This window comes from Streptomyces sp. NPDC093598 (assembly GCF_044764825.1).
In the GTDB taxonomy this organism is placed as follows: Bacteria; Actinomycetota; Actinomycetes; order Streptomycetales; family Streptomycetaceae; genus Streptomyces.
The window spans coordinates 214,344-230,801 of record NZ_JBIWIV010000007.1 but is presented as its reverse complement, the minus strand read 5'-3'; the positions used below and the strand labels follow the sequence as shown (position 1 = coordinate 230,801).

The 16,458-nt window shown below is 73.3% G+C and carries 17 protein-coding genes; 5 read left to right on the top strand and 12 right to left on the bottom strand.

Translation table 11 applies throughout. The features are described 5' to 3' along the window. Window positions 1-93 precede the first annotated feature (93 nt). The 3 genes from ACIRDU_RS22670 to ACIRDU_RS22660 form a co-directional block, all read right to left on the bottom strand. On the bottom strand, window positions 94-1,533 hold the full coding sequence (locus ACIRDU_RS22670; RefSeq protein ID WP_403582078.1) for a PLP-dependent aminotransferase family protein: 1,440 nt from the start codon (window positions 1,531-1,533) through the stop codon (window positions 94-96). A 40-nt stretch (window positions 1,534-1,573) separates the two neighbouring features. After that, window positions 1,574-2,404, bottom strand: a complete 831-nt coding sequence (locus ACIRDU_RS22665) for an alpha/beta fold hydrolase (protein WP_403582076.1) — start codon at window positions 2,402-2,404, stop codon at window positions 1,574-1,576. Between the two features lie 107 nt (window positions 2,405-2,511). Further along, a complete protein-coding gene (locus tag ACIRDU_RS22660; protein WP_403582225.1) occupies window positions 2,512-3,165 on the bottom strand; it encodes an NADPH-dependent F420 reductase in 654 nt (217 codons plus the stop codon). 109 nt (window positions 3,166-3,274) lie between these two features. On the opposite strand from ACIRDU_RS22660, the gene ACIRDU_RS22655 reads away from it, so the two are divergent. After that, a complete protein-coding gene (locus ACIRDU_RS22655) occupies window positions 3,275-4,159 on the top strand; it encodes an RNA polymerase sigma-70 factor (protein ID WP_403582074.1) in 885 nt (294 codons plus the stop codon). Between the two features lie 168 nt (window positions 4,160-4,327). Beyond that, window positions 4,328-5,089, top strand: a complete 762-nt coding sequence (locus ACIRDU_RS22650) for a GntR family transcriptional regulator (protein ID WP_403582072.1) — start codon at window positions 4,328-4,330, stop codon at window positions 5,087-5,089. Between the two features lie 72 nt (window positions 5,090-5,161). Here the strand turns inward: ACIRDU_RS22650 and ACIRDU_RS22645 are convergent, their stop codons facing one another. From ACIRDU_RS22645 to ACIRDU_RS22635, 3 genes are all read right to left on the bottom strand, one after another. Further along, window positions 5,162-6,310 (bottom strand): ROK family transcriptional regulator, encoded by a 1,149-nt coding sequence (locus tag ACIRDU_RS22645; RefSeq protein ID WP_403582070.1) that lies wholly within the window; start codon window positions 6,308-6,310, stop codon window positions 5,162-5,164. 89 nt (window positions 6,311-6,399) lie between these two features. Beyond that, a complete protein-coding gene (locus tag ACIRDU_RS22640; RefSeq protein ID WP_403582069.1) occupies window positions 6,400-7,062 on the bottom strand; it encodes a response regulator in 663 nt (220 codons plus the stop codon). A 14-nt stretch (window positions 7,063-7,076) separates the two neighbouring features. Beyond that, entirely contained in the window at window positions 7,077-8,246 is a 1,170-nt protein-coding gene (locus ACIRDU_RS22635; RefSeq protein ID WP_403582067.1) for a sensor histidine kinase, read from the bottom strand. A 108-nt stretch (window positions 8,247-8,354) separates the two neighbouring features. Here ACIRDU_RS22635 and ACIRDU_RS22630 point away from each other — a divergent pair, with 108 nt between their 5' ends. Genes ACIRDU_RS22630 through ACIRDU_RS22620 form a run of 3 tightly spaced genes read left to right on the top strand, consistent with a single transcriptional unit; the run spans window position 8,355 to window position 10,493 of the window. Continuing rightward, entirely contained in the window at window positions 8,355-9,278 is a 924-nt protein-coding gene (locus ACIRDU_RS22630; RefSeq protein ID WP_403582066.1) for an ABC transporter ATP-binding protein, read from the top strand. A gap of 2 nt (window positions 9,279-9,280) precedes the next feature. Further along, window positions 9,281-10,006, top strand: coding sequence for an ABC transporter permease (locus ACIRDU_RS22625; protein WP_403582064.1), 726 nt, complete (start codon window positions 9,281-9,283; stop codon window positions 10,004-10,006). Between the two features lie 55 nt (window positions 10,007-10,061). Beyond that, window positions 10,062-10,493: a hypothetical protein gene (locus ACIRDU_RS22620; protein ID WP_403582062.1), complete on the top strand. Its 432-nt coding sequence runs from the start codon at window positions 10,062-10,064 to the stop codon at window positions 10,491-10,493. 4 nt (window positions 10,494-10,497) lie between these two features. On the opposite strand, the gene mug is transcribed toward ACIRDU_RS22620, so the two are convergent. The 6 genes from mug to ACIRDU_RS22590 all read right to left on the bottom strand — a co-directional run bounded on the left by mug (window position 10,498) and on the right by ACIRDU_RS22590 (window position 16,404). Next, window positions 10,498-11,043 carry a G/U mismatch-specific DNA glycosylase gene (gene mug, locus ACIRDU_RS22615; protein ID WP_403582060.1) on the bottom strand — a complete coding sequence of 182 codons (546 nt, stop codon included), beginning with the start codon at window positions 11,041-11,043 and terminating at the stop codon, window positions 10,498-10,500. A 13-nt stretch (window positions 11,044-11,056) separates the two neighbouring features. After that, window positions 11,057-12,499, bottom strand: coding sequence for an adenylosuccinate lyase (purB, locus tag ACIRDU_RS22610; RefSeq protein WP_403582058.1), 1,443 nt, complete (start codon window positions 12,497-12,499; stop codon window positions 11,057-11,059). A 92-nt stretch (window positions 12,500-12,591) separates the two neighbouring features. Then, complete coding sequence (locus ACIRDU_RS22605) at window positions 12,592-13,371, bottom strand: SGNH/GDSL hydrolase family protein (RefSeq protein WP_403582056.1); 780 nt, start codon at window positions 13,369-13,371, stop codon at window positions 12,592-12,594. A gap of 85 nt (window positions 13,372-13,456) precedes the next feature. Further along, window positions 13,457-14,470, bottom strand: a complete 1,014-nt coding sequence (locus tag ACIRDU_RS22600) for a hemolysin family protein (protein WP_403582055.1) — start codon at window positions 14,468-14,470, stop codon at window positions 13,457-13,459. After that, window positions 14,467-15,807 (bottom strand): hemolysin family protein, encoded by a 1,341-nt coding sequence (locus tag ACIRDU_RS22595; RefSeq protein ID WP_403582053.1) that lies wholly within the window; start codon window positions 15,805-15,807, stop codon window positions 14,467-14,469. The genes ACIRDU_RS22600 and ACIRDU_RS22595 overlap by 4 nt, the downstream gene beginning before the upstream one ends. 156 nt (window positions 15,808-15,963) lie before the next feature. Further along, on the bottom strand, window positions 15,964-16,404 hold the full coding sequence (locus ACIRDU_RS22590; RefSeq protein ID WP_403582052.1) for a GNAT family N-acetyltransferase: 441 nt from the start codon (window positions 16,402-16,404) through the stop codon (window positions 15,964-15,966). Window positions 16,405-16,458 lie beyond the last annotated feature (54 nt).

Genomic DNA, 16,458 nt, shown 5'->3' with positions numbered 1-16,458 from the left:
TGCAGAGCCACAACTACTGGCATGCCGCAGCGCACACACGAACCCCAAGTGAACAACTGACCGCAGGGTGAGGGAACCGGCGAACCGGTCGGCTCACCCGGTCGCGGCCTTGGCCATCAGGCGCACGCCCTCGGCGATCCGCGCGGGCGGCACATGGGCGTAACCCAGGACGAGCTGAATCTCCCCGGCTCCGCCGGACCCGGTCCGCGTATGGGCGTACGCCGACAGCGGGCGCACCGCCACTCCCGCCTCCGCCACGCGCGCCAGGAACCGCTCCTGGGGCCCGTACCGCCCCGGCAGTGTGGCGATCACATGCAGACCCGCGGCGATCCCGGACACCTCCGAGCCGGGGAAGTGCGCGTCCAGGGCGGCGACCAGCGCGTCACGCCGCTCGCGGTAGGCGCGCTGGCAGCGGCGCAGCTGGCGGTCGTAGTCGCCGCGCTCCAGGAAGCGGGCGAACAGCGCCTGGTCGAGGGCCGGGTGCCCGAGGTCCATGGTGCGCTTGCGTTCCACGATCTCCTCCGCCCAGGACTCCGGCACCAGCAGCCAGCCCAGCCGCAGGCCCGGGGCGAGGGACTTGCTGACCGAGCCCGTGTAGGCCACGTGGTCCGGGTCGAGACCCTGGAGCGCGCCCACCGGGGCACGGTCGTAGCGGAAGTCGCCGTCGTAGTCGTCCTCCAGCACGATGCCGTCCACCGACCGCGCCCAGTCCAGCAACTCGGCGCGACGCCGCGCCGAGTAGGCGATGCCGGTGGGGAACTGGTGGGCCGGAGTCGTCACCACGGCCCGTACGCCCGACGCCCGCAGCGGTTCCGGGGCGACCCCCTCCTCGTCCACCGGCAGCGGCACGGCGGTGACCCCGGCCGCGCCGTACAGCGCGTCGTGCTGGGGACTGCCCGGGTCCTCCACGCCGACCGTGCGCACCCCGCGCGCGTGCAGCGCGAAACCGAGCAGGGCCGTCGCCTGGGCCACCCCCGAGACGACCACGATCCGCTCCGGGTCGGCCACCACGCCCCGCCGCCGGGCGAGCAGTTCGGCCAGCGCGGCGCGCAACCGCGGCAGCCCCCGCGGATCGGGATACCCCAGCTCCTGGTGCGGCAGTTCCGCCAGCACCCCGCGCTGCGCGGCGGCCCAGGCCGAGCGCGGGAACAGCGCCAGGTCCGGCGTCCCCGGCACGAAGTCCGCCCGGGATCCGGGCGATCGGGGAGCGAGGTCGTGCGCCCGCGGCCGGGCGGCCCGGACGGCCGCGCCCACCCAGGTCCCGGCGCCCCGGCCGCTGCGCAGGTACCCCTCCGCCGTCAGCTGCTCGTACGCCTCCGTGATCAGCCCGCGTGACACCCCCAGGTCCGCCGCGAGGTCCCGGCTCGACGGCAGCCGCGTGCCCGGGGTGAGCCGGCCCGAGCGGACCGCCTCGCGCAGCGCCGCCTGGAGGGAACGGCCGCGCGTGCGCGCCGGTGCCGAGGCGGCGGGGAGCAGCAGTTCCCAGGCGGCGGACGCCGCACCTTCGCCAGGGTCGCTCTGCGTTGGCCTCATGAGGGGAGACCTTAGAGGCCCCGCCGCCCCCTTGTGCGGGTCAGCGGCTGCCGTCGAGCACCACCCGGGCCACCAGCGCCGGGTCGTCGTTCATCGGGACGTGCCCGCAGCCGGGCAGCCGCACCAGCCGGGCCCCGGGGATGACGCCCTTGGCGCGCACGCCCTGGCGGGGGATGAGCAGCCGGTCCCGGTTGCCCCACGCCACGGTGACCGGCGTGCCCACGATGTCGTCGGTGAACTGCACGGTCCGGCCGGAGCGCAGCGTCTCGGAGAACCCGTGGGCCCGGGCCAGCGCGAGCGTCTCGGCGACCACGGCCTCGGGCGAACGGCGGCCCGGACGGGCGTAGATGGTGCTCGTCAGCAGGGTGCGGCCGATGGCCGGGCGGGCCAGCCGCTCGACCAGCGGCGGCGGCATCCGGCGGGCGATCTGCCGCATGGCCGTCAGCACCGTGAAGGCGTAGCGGCGCTCGGCCTCGTTCCAGAAGCCGGCGGGGGACAGGGCGGTGACCGAGCGGACGAGCTGCGCCCGGGCCAGGTCCAGCGCCAGCAGGCCCCCCAGCGAGTTGCCCGCCACGTGCGGCCGTTGGATCTCCAGCGCCTCGCACAGCGCCGTGAGGACCGTGCTCATCGTGGGCAGGTCGTGCGCCATGCCGTCCGGGAGCGCCGGTGACTCACCGCAGCCGGGCAGGTCCACGGCGATCACGTCGCGCTCGGCCGCCAGCGCGGGGATCACCGGGTCCCACACCTGCCGGTGATGGCCGATGCCGTGCAGCAGGAGGAGCGGCTCGCCGCTGCCCCGGCGCGTGTAGGACAGGGTCACGCTCTGCTCGCCCTGCGCGGAGGCGACTTTGAAGGAGACGGTGGCGGACATGGGGTGCTCCTCGGCTGTACTCGCTGACGGACGCTGTAGACAGCTTGTCAGCAATTGCTACCCGCGGGTAGCCCCATGGTGTCGTCACCTTCACGGCACCGGGCGGCTCATCGGGCCCGGTGCACCTCCAGGTTGAACTCGCCGTGCCCGAACTTCCGGAGCAGGTCGACCCACAGAGGCAGCCACATCTCCACCGCACGGGCCTCCCGGATGCCACCGAGGTCGAGCACACGGTCGGCCGGCCAGCCGAACTCCCCGAGCAGGGCCGTCACCTGCTCCTTGGCGCCCTGGTCGTCCCCGCAGACGAAGACGTTGTGCTCGCCCGGCACACTGTCCGGTGCCACCATCACCCGGCAGTTGACCGTGTTGAGCGACTTCACCACGCGCGCGTGCGGGAACGCCCGCTGGATCTGCTCACCCACGCTGTCCGACTCGACAGGGGACAGCCGCAGCTCACCCTCCTCGAACGCCAGCGGATTGGACACGTCCACGAGGACCTTCCCGTCGATGTTCGCCGCCCCCGCCGCCTCCAGCGCGGCGAGGGCCACCCGCCCGCCGACCGCGTTCACCACGACCTCACCGAAGCGCGCCGCCTCCGCGAACGTCCCCGCGCCCGCCGCGGGGCCCGCGGCGGCGGCCCACTGCACGGCGGCCGTGTTGTCCCTCGTGCGCGAGCCGAGCCGCACCTCGTGCCCCAGCTCCACCAGCCGTCCGCCGAGCGTGCGGCCGACCTGTCCCGTGCCCAGCACCGCGTACCGCATCGCCACCTCCGCAGCCCTGCCGCCGACCAACGGCGTCCTGTCGGCCATTCTGTCCGGGAAGGGGCGATTCCGCCTGGACAGGGCCGCAACGGTGGGCTGGGATGGAGCGGTGACCACCGAGACCGCGACCGACGTCTTCGAAACGCACCGCCCCGTCCTGCTGGGCGTCGCCTACCGCATGCTGGGACGCGTGGCCGACGCGGAGGACGTGGTCCAGGAGGCGTGGCTGCGCTGGTCCGGCGCCGCCCGCGACGCCGTGCGCGAACCGCGCGGCTACCTCGTGCGGATCACCACCCGGCTCGCCATCGACCGGCTGCGCCAGATCAAGGCCCGCGGCGAGACGTACGTCGGACCCTGGCTGCCCGAGCCCTATGCCACCGATTTCGGCGACACCGTGCCGGACACCGCCGAGCGGGCCGTGCTCGCCGACTCCGTCTCCCTCGCCGTCCTCGTCGTGCTGGAGTCGCTGTCACCGCTGGAGCGGGCCGTGTTCGTGCTGCGCGAGGCCTTCGGCTTCCCGTACACCGACATCGCCACCATGCTCGACCGCGGCGAACCGGCGGTGCGCCGGCTGGCCGGGCGGGCCCGCAAGCACGTCGAGGAGCGGCGCCCGCGCTACGAGGTCGACCCCGCCCAGCGTCGCGACCTCACCGAACGGTTCCTCGCCGCCGCGGCCGACGGCGACCTCGAAGGCCTGATGGCGCTGCTCGCCCCGGAGGTCCGGCTCGTCGGCGACAGCGGCGGCAAGTCGCGGGCGCCGCTGCGGGTCCTGCGGACCGCCGACAAGGTGGGCCGCTTCCTCGTCGGCGCCGCGCAGAAGGGCCTCCCTGGTCTGTCTGTGCGGTTCCTGGAGCTCAACGGCGGCCCGGCCGTGCTGATCCTGTCCGGCGACAAGCCCGACTCCGTCTTCCAGGTCGACGTCGCCGACGGCCGCGTCCAGGCCGTCTACATCATCCGCAACCCCGACAAGCTGCGGTCGCTGACCGTCGCCTAGACGCCCCGCCGGGGCGGTCCGCGACCTCGCACGAACGCCCCGTGAACGTTCCCGGCCATTGGTCTTGACCAAGGATCAGGGCCGCCCTATGGTCGCAGAGAAGTGCAACAACCTTTAATAAACAAGGGCGCTAAAACGCTGCCGACCACGGCGATTGCGGAGGACAGGGTGGGGACCACGCAGCTGGAATCGGTGCAGGAACCGAAGTACTGGCATCTCAAGACCGTGCTCAGCCAAGCGCTCGACTCGGAGTTCTCGGTGGGGGAGATCCTGCCCAACGAGCGCGACCTCGCGGCTCGCTTCGGCGTCGCCCGCGCCACACTCCGCCAGGCCCTGGAGCAGCTCGAACTCGAAGGCAGGCTGCAGCGCCGCCGCGGTGTCGGGACGACCGTCGCGCCGCCGCGCGTGGGCGTCTCCCTCGGCACCGGCCCGCACACCTGGCCGGGCGGCCCCGAGGACGCCTGGCAGCCCGTCGACTGCACGGCGGCGGTGCCGCCGACGGCCGTCGCCGAGGCGCTGGAGACCGGCAGCGAGGAGTCCGTGCACATCGTGCGGCGCTCCCGCGTCTCGCACGGCCGGCCCGTGGCCGCGGAGCTGCTGTACGTCCCGCAGCCCTCGGTGGCCGAGCTCTCCGGCATCGACGCGCCGTCCGGAGCGGCACGCGCGCGTGCGGTGCTGCGCGAGCTTCAGCGGCTGGAGCTGGAGCGGCAGGAGAACGCGGTGGAGCTCGGCTCCGCCGGCGCCGACGAGGCGAAGGAACTGGACCGGCTGCCCGGGGCGCCCGTGCTGGTGGTGACGACGCGGTTCGTCGCCGGGGGGCGGACGGCTGCGCTGTCGGTGGCGACGTATCGCGCTGACACGTGCCGGTTGACCTTCGGTGATGCGGGGGGTGTGGAGATCCACCCCGGGCTTCAGAAGCAGGCGTCCTGAGCCTGGCGCCGTAGGGGTGCGGTGCGGGAGGCTGCCGGCGCGCTGTGGCTTGTCGCGCAGTTCCCCGCGCCCCTAAAGGGGGCGTTGCTCCACTGCGAAGAGTTGTTCCTCCACGTGGTCCAGGGCCAGGCGCAGGGCGCCTGTCGCCACCGCCGCGTCTCCCAGACTGGAGAGGGTCACCTCCGGGGGGCGCAGGCAGTAGCGGGCGAGTTCCTGCCGCAGGGGTGCCAGGACGCCGTCCAGGCCTGCCGCCCAGCCGCCGACGACGACCAGCTCGGGGTCCAGGGCGAGGACGAGGGCCGCCACGTCGTGGACCAGACGCTGGATGAAGCGGTCGACGGCCGCGCGGGCCCGCTGGTCACCCTCGCGGGCCTGCGCGAAGACCTCGGCGACCGCCTGCTCGTCGAGCGGGTGCAGCGGTTCGTCCGTGGTGGACAGCAGCGTCTCGGGCGTCACCCCCCGGCCCAGCAGATGCAGCGCGCCGATCTCGCCGGCCGCCCCGCCGTAGCCCCGGTGCAGCCGCCCCCCGATCAGCGAACCGGCGCCCGGGCTGAGCCCCGCCAGCACGAACACCACGTCGTCCGACTCGGTGGCCGCGCCCTTCCAGTGCTCGGCGACGGCGGCCGCGTTGGCGTCGTTCTCGACCAGCACCGGGCACTTGAACGACCGGCCCAGCCGCTCGCCCAGCCGCAGCCCGGTCCACCCCGGCAGCGCCGTGCTCAGCCGCACCGTGCCGTCGGCCTCGACGATCCCGGGCGTCGCCACGCCCACGGCCCGCAGCGAACCGCGTGCGACCCCGGCCCGCCGCAGCAGCTCGGCGACGGTCCCCCGCAGCCGCTCCAGCCGCTCGTCGGCACCGGCCGTCTCGGGGACCTCCCTGGCCTGGGCGCCTATCACCCGGCCGTCCAGGTCGGCCAGCAGTGCCGCCACCCGGTGCGCCCCGATCTCCAGCCCCAGCAGATGCCCGGCCTCCGCCCGGAAGCGGAACCGCCGCGCCGGACGGCCCTGCCGCCGGGCAGCGCCCTCCTCGGCCGCCTTCTCGACGACGAGCCCGGCTTCGATGAGCCCTTCGACGACGCCCTCGACGGTCGGCCGGGACAGCCCCGTCACCCGGGTGATCTCGGTCAGCGTCGCGCAGTCCGTGGCACGCAGCGCGTGCAGCACCACCGCGGAGTTGATCCTTCGCAGCAGCGAGGGGTCCCCGCCGGTCAGCCGCCCCACCGTCCGTCCTCCCAGGTCGCGCGCGTGTTGGCCGGATGGTACTTCGGCACGGCACACCCCGGCGAGGGGCGGGCACGGGCCCGGGGCGATCAGCCCGGCGCCACGAACCCCGACTCGTACGCCGCGATCACCGCCTGGGTGCGATCGCGCGCCCCCAACTTCGCCAGCACCGCGCTGACATGCGACTTCACGGTCTCGGTCCCCACGATCAGGCGGGTGGCGATCTCCGCGTTCGACAGGCCCCGCGCCATCAGCCGCAGCACCTCCGCCTCGCGTTCGGTCAGCTGAGCCCGCTCCAGCACGGCCCGTGCCGCGCGGTTCCCGCCGGTGTCACCGTACTCGGCGGCGAGCTGCCGCACCGAGGCCGGGAACAGCAGCGACTCGCCTTCGGCGATCAGCCGTACCGCGTGCACGATCTCGGCCGGGCGGGCCCGCTTGAGCAGGAAACCGTCGGCTCCCGCGCGCAACGCCTCGTACACGTACTCGTCGTTCTCGAACGTCGTCACCACGAGGATCCGGGGCGGCTCGTCGACCGTCCGCAGCAGCGCCCGGGTGGCCTCGATGCCGTCCAGCAGCGGCATCCGCACGTCCATGGCGACCACGTCCGGCCGCAGCTGCCGTACGAGCGGGATCACCGCCGCCCCGTCCGCGGCCTCCCCGACGACCTCGATGTCGGGCTGTGCCTCCAGCACGGCCCGCAGACCGGCGCGTACGAGGGGTTCGTCGTCGACGAGGAGAACGGTGACCGGCATCGGACCAGCGTAGATCAACTCAGCGGCAGTTCGGCATGGACCTGCCAGTCGCCTTCGTCGGGTCCGGTCCGGGCCCGCCCGCCGAGCAGGGCCGCGCGTTCGCGTATCCCGCGCAGCCCGCTGCCGCGCCCCGAGCCGGGAGCTCCGGTCGGCAGCGGATTGCGTATCGCGAGGACGAGGGTGCCGCCGGCGACGCGCACCCGGACGCGCACCGGGACCGCCCCTGCGTGCCGCAGCACGTTGGTCAGCGACTCCTGGAGGATCCGGTAGCCCTCCCGGGACACCGGTCCCGGCACCGTTTCCACCGGCCCGGTCACCTCGGCGTCGACCTTCGCCCCGGAGGCCCGGGCCGACTCCAGCAGGCGGTCGGCGTCGGCGAGGGTCGGTCTGCCGCTCACCGGTTTCCCCGACTCACGCAGGACGCCGAGCACCCGCTCCAGGTCCTCCAGAGCGGCCCGGCCGGTCTCCTCGATGGCACCCAGGGCCCGGTCGGTGAAGGCCGGATCGCCCGCCGCCCGGGCCGCCCCCGCCTGCACGACGGCGACCGTGAGCGCGTGCCCGATGGAGTCGTGCAACTCGCGGGCGATCCGGGTGCGTTCCAGGAGCTGTTCCGTGCGCTCCTCCAGTGCGGCGAGCCGCTCGGCGGGGGAAGGGCCGAGCAGGCGCCGGGCGAGCGCCGTGATGAAGTGCCCCGAACCGACCACGACCGCGGCCGCCAGGACCAGGGGCAGGGGCGCGAGCAGGACGTGCCACCAGTGGTGGCCCGTGACGACCAGCCAGGCACCGCCGGCGCGTTCGCCGCTGATCGCCGTCGACACCAGGTCCACCCCGAGGAGGAGCAGCTGGACGGCGAGGTGCGACACCAGGGCGCCGAAGAACAGCCGCGTCTGGAGCCACACCACCACCCGGCCGCGGTCGCCCCAGGTGGCCGAGGGGGCGACGACGATCTCCGGGCTCTCGCCACCGTCCCGGTGGCCGGTCAGCAGCAGCCTGGCCTGGAACCCCTCCACGACCCGCATGGCGGGGACCAGACCCGCGAGCCCCAGCAGCACGGTCGCCGTGCCCACCGTCCACCACGCCTCGTCGATGAACAGCCACAGGGACGGCCACACGATGGCCATGGAGAGATGCAGCCACCGCGTGTACGTCACCGCCCGGGTGAACGGGCGCAGCATGCGGACCATGGCGTCATCGTGCCAGCCGGCACGGACATCGAGCCTCCCCCGCACGGGGGAGGCGGTCCCCGCCGCCGGGGGAGGACCGCACCCCGGTCCGACCGTCACGCTGCTGCCATGACCAGCATCGACGTCCAGGACCTCACCAAGGAGTTCGGCAGCCGGCGAGCCGTGGACGGGCTCACCTTCCGCGTGCAGCCCGGCCGCGTCACCGGCTTCCTCGGCCCGAACGGCGCCGGAAAGTCCACCACCCTGCGGCTGGTGCTCGGCCTCGACCGGCCGACCGCCGGTTCCGCCACGGTCGGCGGCCGGCCCTACCCGACGCTGAGCGAACCCCTGCGCCACGTGGGCGCCCTGCTCGACGCGCAGTCCGCGCACGGCTCGCGCACCGCCCGCGACCATCTCCGTGTCCTGGCGGCGAGCAACCGCATCCCGGACCGACGGGTCGACGAGGTGCTGGAGGAGACGGGCCTGGCGTCGGTGGCCCGCCGCCGCGTGCGGACGTACTCCCTGGGCATGCGCCAGCGGCTGGGCATCGCCGCCGCCCTGCTGGGCGATCCGGAGGTGGTCATGCTGGACGAGCCGTCCAACGGCCTGGACCCCGAAGGCATCGTGTGGATCCGGCAGTTGCTGCGCCGGCTCGCGGATCAGGGCCGCACGGTCCTGGTCTCCAGCCACCTGATGAACGAGACCGCGTCCTTCGCCGATCACCTCGTCGTCCTCGGCCGGGGCCGGCTGCTGGCCGACACCCCGATGCGGGACTTCATCCACGCACGCGTGCAGCCACGCGTACGCATCCGGACCACCGACCCCGCCGCTCTCAAGAGCGCCCTCGCCCCGCACGGCTACGAGGCGGTGGAACACGAGGGCGGGCACTGGAACGTGCACCACGCGCGCGTGGACGACATCGGCCGCCTCACCTCCGCCGCCGGTGTGCCGGTTCTCGAACTCGCGGCGGAGGAAGGCACCTTGGAGCAGGCGTACTTCGACCTCACGTCGGCCGAGACCGAGTTCACCGCACCGCAGCCGAAAGAGGCCTGACCATGGAATTCACGCCCGTCCTGCGCTCCGAGTGGCTGAAGATCCGCACGCTCCGCTCGCTCCTGGGAGCGCTCCTCGCCCTGTTCGCCGCGACCACGGCGTTCTCCGCCATCGCCGGTGTCTCCGACACGTCGGAACCCGGGTTCGACCCGCTGTTCATGGCTCTGTCCGGTGTCATACCGGGGCAGATAGCGGCCCTCTCCTTCGGGGCCCTGGCCGTGTCCTCGGAGTTCCACTCGGGCGGGCTCCGGCTCTCGCTGGCCGCGGTTCCGCAGCGCGGACGGTGGTTCGCGGCCAAGGCGGCCGCCATCGCCGTACCGGCCCTCCTGGTGGGGCTGGTGACCGCCCTCGCCGCGCTCCTCGTGGCGCGGGCGGGGCTCGGGCCGGCGGCCGACGGGCTCAGCACCGGCGAGCAGGTGCGCGGTGTCGTGGGCTGCGGCGTGTACCTCATGCTCATGGCCCTGTTCGCCGCCGGGCTCGCCGCCCTGCTGCGCAGCGGCGTGGCCACGCTGTCCGTGCTGATCCCGTTCATCCTCGTCGTGTCGTTCGTGATCGGCGACGCGACGGGCACCGTCGCCGACTTCCTCCCGGACAAGGCGGGACAACTCGTTCTCCGGGAGACGTACGACGGGACCCTCGGCCCGTGGTCGGGGCTCGCGGTGACGGCGCTCTGGACGGCGGCGGCCCTGCTGGCGGGGGCGTGGAGCCTGCGTCGCAGGGACGCCTGACGACGGTCCGGTTGACGCTCCGCCAAGTGTCAGTGGGGGCGGGTTTACTGGACCCATGAACATCGCGCAGCACATCGCCCTCATCGACGAGCTGTGCTACCGCCCCTTTCCGGCGGAGCACGGCCCGTCGGACGTCGGTGTCTCGGGACCCGGTCACCACATCGCGGTGTTAGAGGCCGCGACCGACGCCGACCCGGCGGCCCGCGCGGTGACGATCGACCAGTACGAGAAGGACCGGGACGCCGTCTACGAGCTCCTCGCCTCACGCTGGGGCGACACGGACCCCTACAACCTGCAGACCGTCCTGCTGCGCACCGAGCATGAGGAGATGCCCCGGCCCTGGGCCGAACTGAGCGCGTGGGCGAGCGTCGCCCACCTGTGGGAGGTGGAGGGCACGGGCCGCTGGGTCGCCGTGGCGGTCGCCGACCGCGACGCGTCGCGGGAGGTCCAACTGCTGGCCCTGGTCACGGAGACGGACCCGCCGTAGGCGATCAGTGCTCGGCGGCTTCCCGCAGCCGTCCGAACTCCTCCGCCATCGTCTCGGCCGTCCAGTGCGCGTTCAGCCCGCTCGGATTGGGCAGCACCCACACGCGCGTGTCCCCGATCGTCCGCTCCTGCGGCCCGACCTGCGCCTTCCGGTCGTCGAACGCGGCGCGGTACGCGGTCACACCGACCACGGCCAGCCAGCGCGGCCGCAGCCGTTCCACCTTCGTCGCGAGCAGCCGCCCGCCCTCCCGGTACTCCTCGGCACTCAGTTCGTCGGCCCGGGCGGAGGCCCGCGCCACGACGTTGGTGATGCCGAGCCCGTACGACAGCAACTCCTGCTGCTCGGACGGCTCGAGCAGGCGCGGTGTGAACCCCGACCGGTGCAGCACCGGCCAGAAGCGGTTGCCCGGGCGGGCGAAGTGGTGGCCCGTCGCGGCCGTCATCAGGCCGGGGTTGATGCCGCAGAACAGGACGTGCAGGCCCTCCGCGACCACGTCGGGCACGACGCGGCCGCGGGCGGCCTCCAGTTCCTCGGGCGTGAAACGCGCCATCAGGGGCGGCGGGTCAGAGGATCGCCCCGGGCGTGTAGCCCGCGGCCTGGGGGTGCTGCTTCACGATCTCCTCGACCCGGGCGACGACGGCGGCGACCTGGTCGCCCGCGGCACCCGTGAAGGACAGCTTGTCGGCCATCAGCGCGTCCAGCTGGTCCCGGTCCAGCGGGATGCGCGCGTCGGCGGCCAGCTTGTCGAGCAGTTCGTTGCGCTCGGCGCCCTGCTCGCGCATCGCGAGCGCGGAGGCGACGGCGTTCTCCTTGATCGCCTCGTGCGCGAGTTCCCGGCCCACGCCCGCGCGCACCGCGCCCATCAGCACCTTGGTGGTGGCGAGGAACGGCAGGTACCGGTCCAGCTCGCGGGCGACGACCGCCGGGAACGCGCCGAACTCGTCGAGCACCGTCAGGAACGTCTCCAGCAGACCGTCCAGCGCGAAGAACGCGTCCGGCAGCGCGACCCGGCGCACCACCGAACAGGACACGTCGCCCTCGTTCCACTGGTCGCCCGCCAGCTCGCCGGTCATCGAGGCGTAGCCGCGCAGGATGACCATCAGACCGTTGACGCGCTCGCAGGAGCGGGTGTTCATCTTGTGCGGCATCGCCGAGGAACCGACCTGGCCGGGCTTGAAGCCCTCGGTGACCAGCTCGTGCCCGGCCATCAGGCGGATCGTCTTCGCCAGCGACGACGGGGCCGACGCCAGCTGCACCAGCGCCGTCACGACCTCGTAGTCCAGCGAGCGCGGGTAGACCTGGCCGACCGAGGTGAACGCCTGCGAGAAGCCCAGGTGCGTGGCGATCCGCTGCTCCAGGTCCGCCAGCTTCGCGGCGTCCCCGCCCAGCAGGTCCAGCATGTCCTGCGCGGTGCCGACCGGGCCCTTGATGCCGCGCAGCGGGTAGCGGCCCAGCAGCTCCTCGATCCGGTGGTAGGCGACGAGCAGCTCGTCGGTGGCGGTCGCGAAACGCTTGCCGAGGGTGGTGGCCTGGGCGGCCACGTTGTGGGAGCGACCGGCCATGACCAGCTCGCCGTACTCGCCGGCCAGCCTGCCCAGGCGCGCCAGGACCGCGACCGTGCGGTCGCGCATCAGTTCCAGCGAGAGGCGGATCTGGAGCTGCTCGACGTTCTCGGTGAGGTCGCGCGAGGTCATGCCCTTGTGTACGTGCTCGTGCCCGGCGAGGTCGTTGAACTCCTCGATCCGCGCCTTCACGTCGTGCCGCGTGACCTTCTCGCGTTCGGCGATGGAAGCCAGGTCGACGGTGTCGAGGACGCGCTCGTAGTCGGCGAGCGCCGCGTCCGGCACCTCGATCCCGAGGTCCTTCTGGGCCCGCAGCACGGCGAGCCAGAGCTGCCGCTCCAGCTTCACCTTCTGCTCGGGCGACCAGAGCGTGGCGAGCTCGGCGGAGGCGTAGCGTCCGGCGAGGACGTTCGGGATGCGGGGCTTGGCGGGAGCGGAAGTCACGTGCACGGATTCTACTGGCGATTCGTGCAGGCCAGCGCCGCGGGTGTCCTTGTCGGAACCTACGAGAGCGTCCGGGCCGTCTCCACCTGCGGCTACGCCAGATCCTCGTACGGCAGCAGCTCGGGCCGCTTGGGCGGCAGACCGTCGCCCGAGGAGCGGCCCGTCAGACGGCGGCCTATCCACGGCAGCAGGTGCTGCCGGGCGAAGCGCGCGTCCGCGACCCGCCGCATGACCCAGCCCGGCGGCAGCGTCGCCGGCATCGGCGTGTGCCACTCGGCGTCCTCGGGGTCGTAGCCGAGCGTCTGCCACACCGCCTCGGCGACCCGGCGGTGACCCTCGGCCGTCAGGTGCAGCCGGTCCACGTCCCACATCCGCGGGTCGCTCAGGGACGGCGCGCCGTACAGGTCGACGACGATCGCGCCGTGCCGGGCGGCCAGCTCGTCGACGCAGGCGAACAGCTCCTCCATGCGCGGCCGGAATCGCTCCAGGACAGGGCCCTGCCGGCCCGGGCTGCGCATCAGGACGAGCTGCCGGCACGCGGGGGCCAGCTTCTCCACGGCCTCCTCCAGGAGCCCGCGCACCAGGCCCATGTCGCACTTGGGCCGCAGCGTGTCGTTGAGCCCGCCGACCAGGGTGATCACGTCGGCACCCATGGCCGCAGCGACGTCGACCTGCTCGTCGACGATCTGCCGGATCAGCTTGCCGCGCACCGCGAGGTTGGCGTACCGGAAGCCGGGCGTACGGGCCGCCATCCGCGTGGCGAGCAGGTCGGCCCAGCCCCGGTAGGTGCCGTCGGGCATCAGGTCCGACATGCCCTCGGTGAAGGAGTCGCCGACCGCGACCAGGCTGCTGTAGGTGGGGTTCGTCTGCATGGCGACGGAAATGGTATCCCGTGCACATACCCAGCAGTCGGTCGGCCTCCGGGCCCTCGGCAGCGGGCTCCGCGGCCCGCCCGCTTCACGCCCGCTGACCGAACAGCTCCCGCAGCACGTCCTCCATGGTCACCAGCCCGGCCATCCGCCCGTCCGCCCCGAGGACGGCGGCGAGGTGCGTACGGCTGCCCCGCATCGCCGTCAGGACGTCGTCCAGCGGGGTGCGCTCCACCACGCGCGCGATGGGCCGCATGTCGCGCAGCCGGAACGGCACGTCGCGCCCGACGGCCTCCAGGGCGTCCTTCACATGGAGATAGCCCACGATCCGCCGCCCCTCGTCCACCACCGGGAAGCGGGAGAACCCGGACTCCGCCGACAGCCGCTCCAGCTCCTCCGGCGTGACGCCGACGCTCGCGTACACCACGCGCTCCAGCGGCAGCACCACGTCCCGCACCGGACGGCGGCCCAGCTCCAGCGCGTCGTGCAGCCGCTCCTGGGCACGGTCGTCGATCAGACCGGCCTCGCTGGAGTCCTTCACGATCTGCGCGATCTCCGCGTCCGAGTAGGAGGCGGCGACCTCCTCCCGGGCCTCCACACGCAGCAGCTTCAGCAGCGCGTTGGCGAACGCGTTCACCGTGAAGATCACCGGGCGCAGCGCGCGGGACAGCGCCACCAGGGGCGGACCGAGCGCCAGCGCGCTGCGCACCGGCTCCGCCAGCGCGATGTTCTTCGGCACCATCTCGCCGAGCAGCATGTGCAGATACGTCGCCAGGGCCAGCGCGATCACGAAGGACACCGCGTGTCCCGCTCCCTCGGGCACGCCCACCGCGTGGAACACCGGCTCCAGCAGGTGCGCGATCGCCGGTTCGGCCACCACGCCCAGGACCAGCGTGCACAGCGTGATGCCGAGCTGAGCGGCCGCCATCAGCGCGGACACGTGCTCCAGGCCCCACAGCACGCTCTTCGCGCGCCGGTCACCCCGGTCGACGTAGGGCTCGATCTGGCTGCGGCGCACCGAGATCAGCGCGAACTCGGCGCCGACGAAGAAGGCGTTGACGACGAGCGTCGCCAGTCCGATCAGCAGCTGGACGGCGGTCACAGTTCGACCCCCCTCTCGTCGGGCTTGCGGTCGTCGAGGGGGGCGCGCAGCCGGACGCGGGCGGCCCGGCGCCCCGTCGCGTCGAGGACCTCCAGGTGCCAGCCGGCGACCTCGAGGGTGTCACCGGCGGCCGGTATCCGGCCGAGCACCATGGCGACCAGCCCGGCGAGCGTCTCGTAGGGGCCCTCCGGCGCGCGCAGCCCGACGCGTTCCAGGTGGTCCACGCGCGCGGAGCCGTCGGCCGAGTACAGCGGGTGTCCGGCCTCGTCCGTGCCGGCCGCGGCCAGGTCGGGAACCTCGTGCGGGTCGTGTTCGTCGCGCACCTCGCCGACGACCTCCTCGACGATGTCCTCCAGGGTGGCCACGCCGGCCGTGCCGCCGTACTCGTCGATCACGACGGCCATCGTGCGCTTGCCGGAGAGCCGGTCCAGGAGCCGGTCGACGGTGAGCGTCTCCGGGACCAGCAGCGGCTCGCGCATCAGCTCGGAGACGTGGATCCGGGTCCGGCGCTCGGCCGGTACCGCCAGCACGTCCTTGACGTGGGCCGTTCCGACGACCGAGTCGAGCGTCCCGCGGTAGACGGGGAACCGGGACAGTCCGGTCGCCCGGGTCGCGTTCGCCACGTCCTCCAGGGTCGCCTGCACCTCCAGCGCGACGACCTGCACCCGGGGCGTCATCACGTTCTCCGCGGTCAGGTCGGCCAGGTTCAGGGTCCGCACGAACAGCTCGGCGGTGTCTGCCTCCAGGGCGCCCTCCTTGGCGGAGTGCCGGGCGAGGGCGGCCAGCTCCTGGGGCCCGCGCGCCGAGGCCAGTTCCTCGGCGGGCTCGACACCGATCCGCCGCACGACCCGGTTCGCCGTGTTGTTCAGATGGGTGATGAAGGGCCGGAACGCGGCGCTGAACCAGCGCTGCGCGTTGCCCACCGTCTTGGCGACCGCCAGCGGCGAGGAGATCGCCCAGTTCTTGGGCACCAGCTCGCCCACGACCATCAGGAACACCGTCGACGCGGCCGTGCCCAGCACCAGCGCGACGCTGTGCGACGCCGAGCGCGAGATGCCGAGGTCCTCCAGCGGCCCGGCGATCAGGGCGGCGATCGACGGCTCGGCGAGCATGCCGACCACCAGGTTCGTCACCGTGATGCCGAGCTGGGCACCGGAGAGCTGGAACGTCAGGTTCCGTACGGCCTTCAGTGCCCCCTGCGCACCCCGCTCGCCGCGCTCGACGGCCCGCTCCAGCTCGGCACGCTCGACCGTGGTGAGGGAGAACTCGGCCGCCACGAAGGCGCCGCAGGCGAGTGACAGCAGGATCGCCGCCAGGAGAAGGAGCACTTCGGTCATCGGTTCACCCCCGTTCCATGGTTCTCCAGGACGGGGCGGAACGCGCGGTGTCGCGCACGGGGAGGCTCGCCCATGGGCGGACGCTCACAACCTTTCATGCAGGACCGAGTGGCCATTCAAGGGTAAAGGATGGGCAAAGTCCTCACCCGGACCCGATCACGGGGCGGGCGCCGGGTCGGTGAGCGGCTTCACCCAGCGCCGCCACCGCTCCTCCGGCCCGTATCCCGCGGCGCCCCACGCCTGGTGCGCTGTCTCGTTGCGGGTGAGCACCATCGCGTCCGCGCGGCGACCGCCGAGCCGTACGAACCGCTCCTCCGCGGCAGCGAGCAGCGCGGACGCGATGCCCTGACGGCGGTGGTCCGGGTGCACGGCCAGCCGGTACAGGTGGCAGCGCCAGCCGTCGAACCCGGCGATCACCGTGCCCACCAGCTCGCCGCCGCGTTCCGCGAGGATCAGCGCCTCGGGGTCACGCGCGACCAGCCGCTCCACGCCACCGCGGTCGTCACTGATGCTCGTGCCCTCGGCGGCGACCTTCCAGAAGGCCAGCACGGCGTCGATGTCCTCGGGCGTCGCGGCCCGGATACGCAGGTCGGTCATCCCGTGATCACATCACTCACGCAGACCCGCGTCAGACCGTTTCACCATCCGGAC

Coding starts and splice junctions, on each gene's coding strand:
- ACIRDU_RS22670 (WP_403582078.1), bottom strand. CDS start 1,533: ATGAGGCCAACGCAGAGCGACCCTGGCGAAGGTGCGGCGTCCGCCGCC.
- ACIRDU_RS22665 (WP_403582076.1), bottom strand. CDS start 2,404: ATGTCCGCCACCGTCTCCTTCAAAGTCGCCTCCGCGCAGGGCGAGCAG.
- ACIRDU_RS22660 (WP_403582225.1), bottom strand. CDS start 3,165: ATGCGGTACGCGGTGCTGGGCACGGGACAGGTCGGCCGCACGCTCGGC.
- ACIRDU_RS22640 (WP_403582069.1), bottom strand. CDS start 7,062: ATGCCGGTCACCGTTCTCCTCGTCGACGACGAACCCCTCGTACGCGCC.
- ACIRDU_RS22635 (WP_403582067.1), bottom strand. CDS start 8,246: ATGGTCCGCATGCTGCGCCCGTTCACCCGGGCGGTGACGTACACGCGG.
- ACIRDU_RS22630 (WP_403582066.1), top strand. CDS start 8,355: ATGACCAGCATCGACGTCCAGGACCTCACCAAGGAGTTCGGCAGCCGG.
- ACIRDU_RS22625 (WP_403582064.1), top strand. CDS start 9,281: ATGGAATTCACGCCCGTCCTGCGCTCCGAGTGGCTGAAGATCCGCACG.
- ACIRDU_RS22620 (WP_403582062.1), top strand. CDS start 10,062: ATGAACATCGCGCAGCACATCGCCCTCATCGACGAGCTGTGCTACCGC.
- mug (WP_403582060.1), bottom strand. CDS start 11,043: ATGGCGCGTTTCACGCCCGAGGAACTGGAGGCCGCCCGCGGCCGCGTC.
- ACIRDU_RS22605 (WP_403582056.1), bottom strand. CDS start 13,371: ATGCAGACGAACCCCACCTACAGCAGCCTGGTCGCGGTCGGCGACTCC.
- ACIRDU_RS22595 (WP_403582053.1), bottom strand. CDS start 15,807: ATGACCGAAGTGCTCCTTCTCCTGGCGGCGATCCTGCTGTCACTCGCC.
- ACIRDU_RS22590 (WP_403582052.1), bottom strand. CDS start 16,404: ATGACCGACCTGCGTATCCGGGCCGCGACGCCCGAGGACATCGACGCC.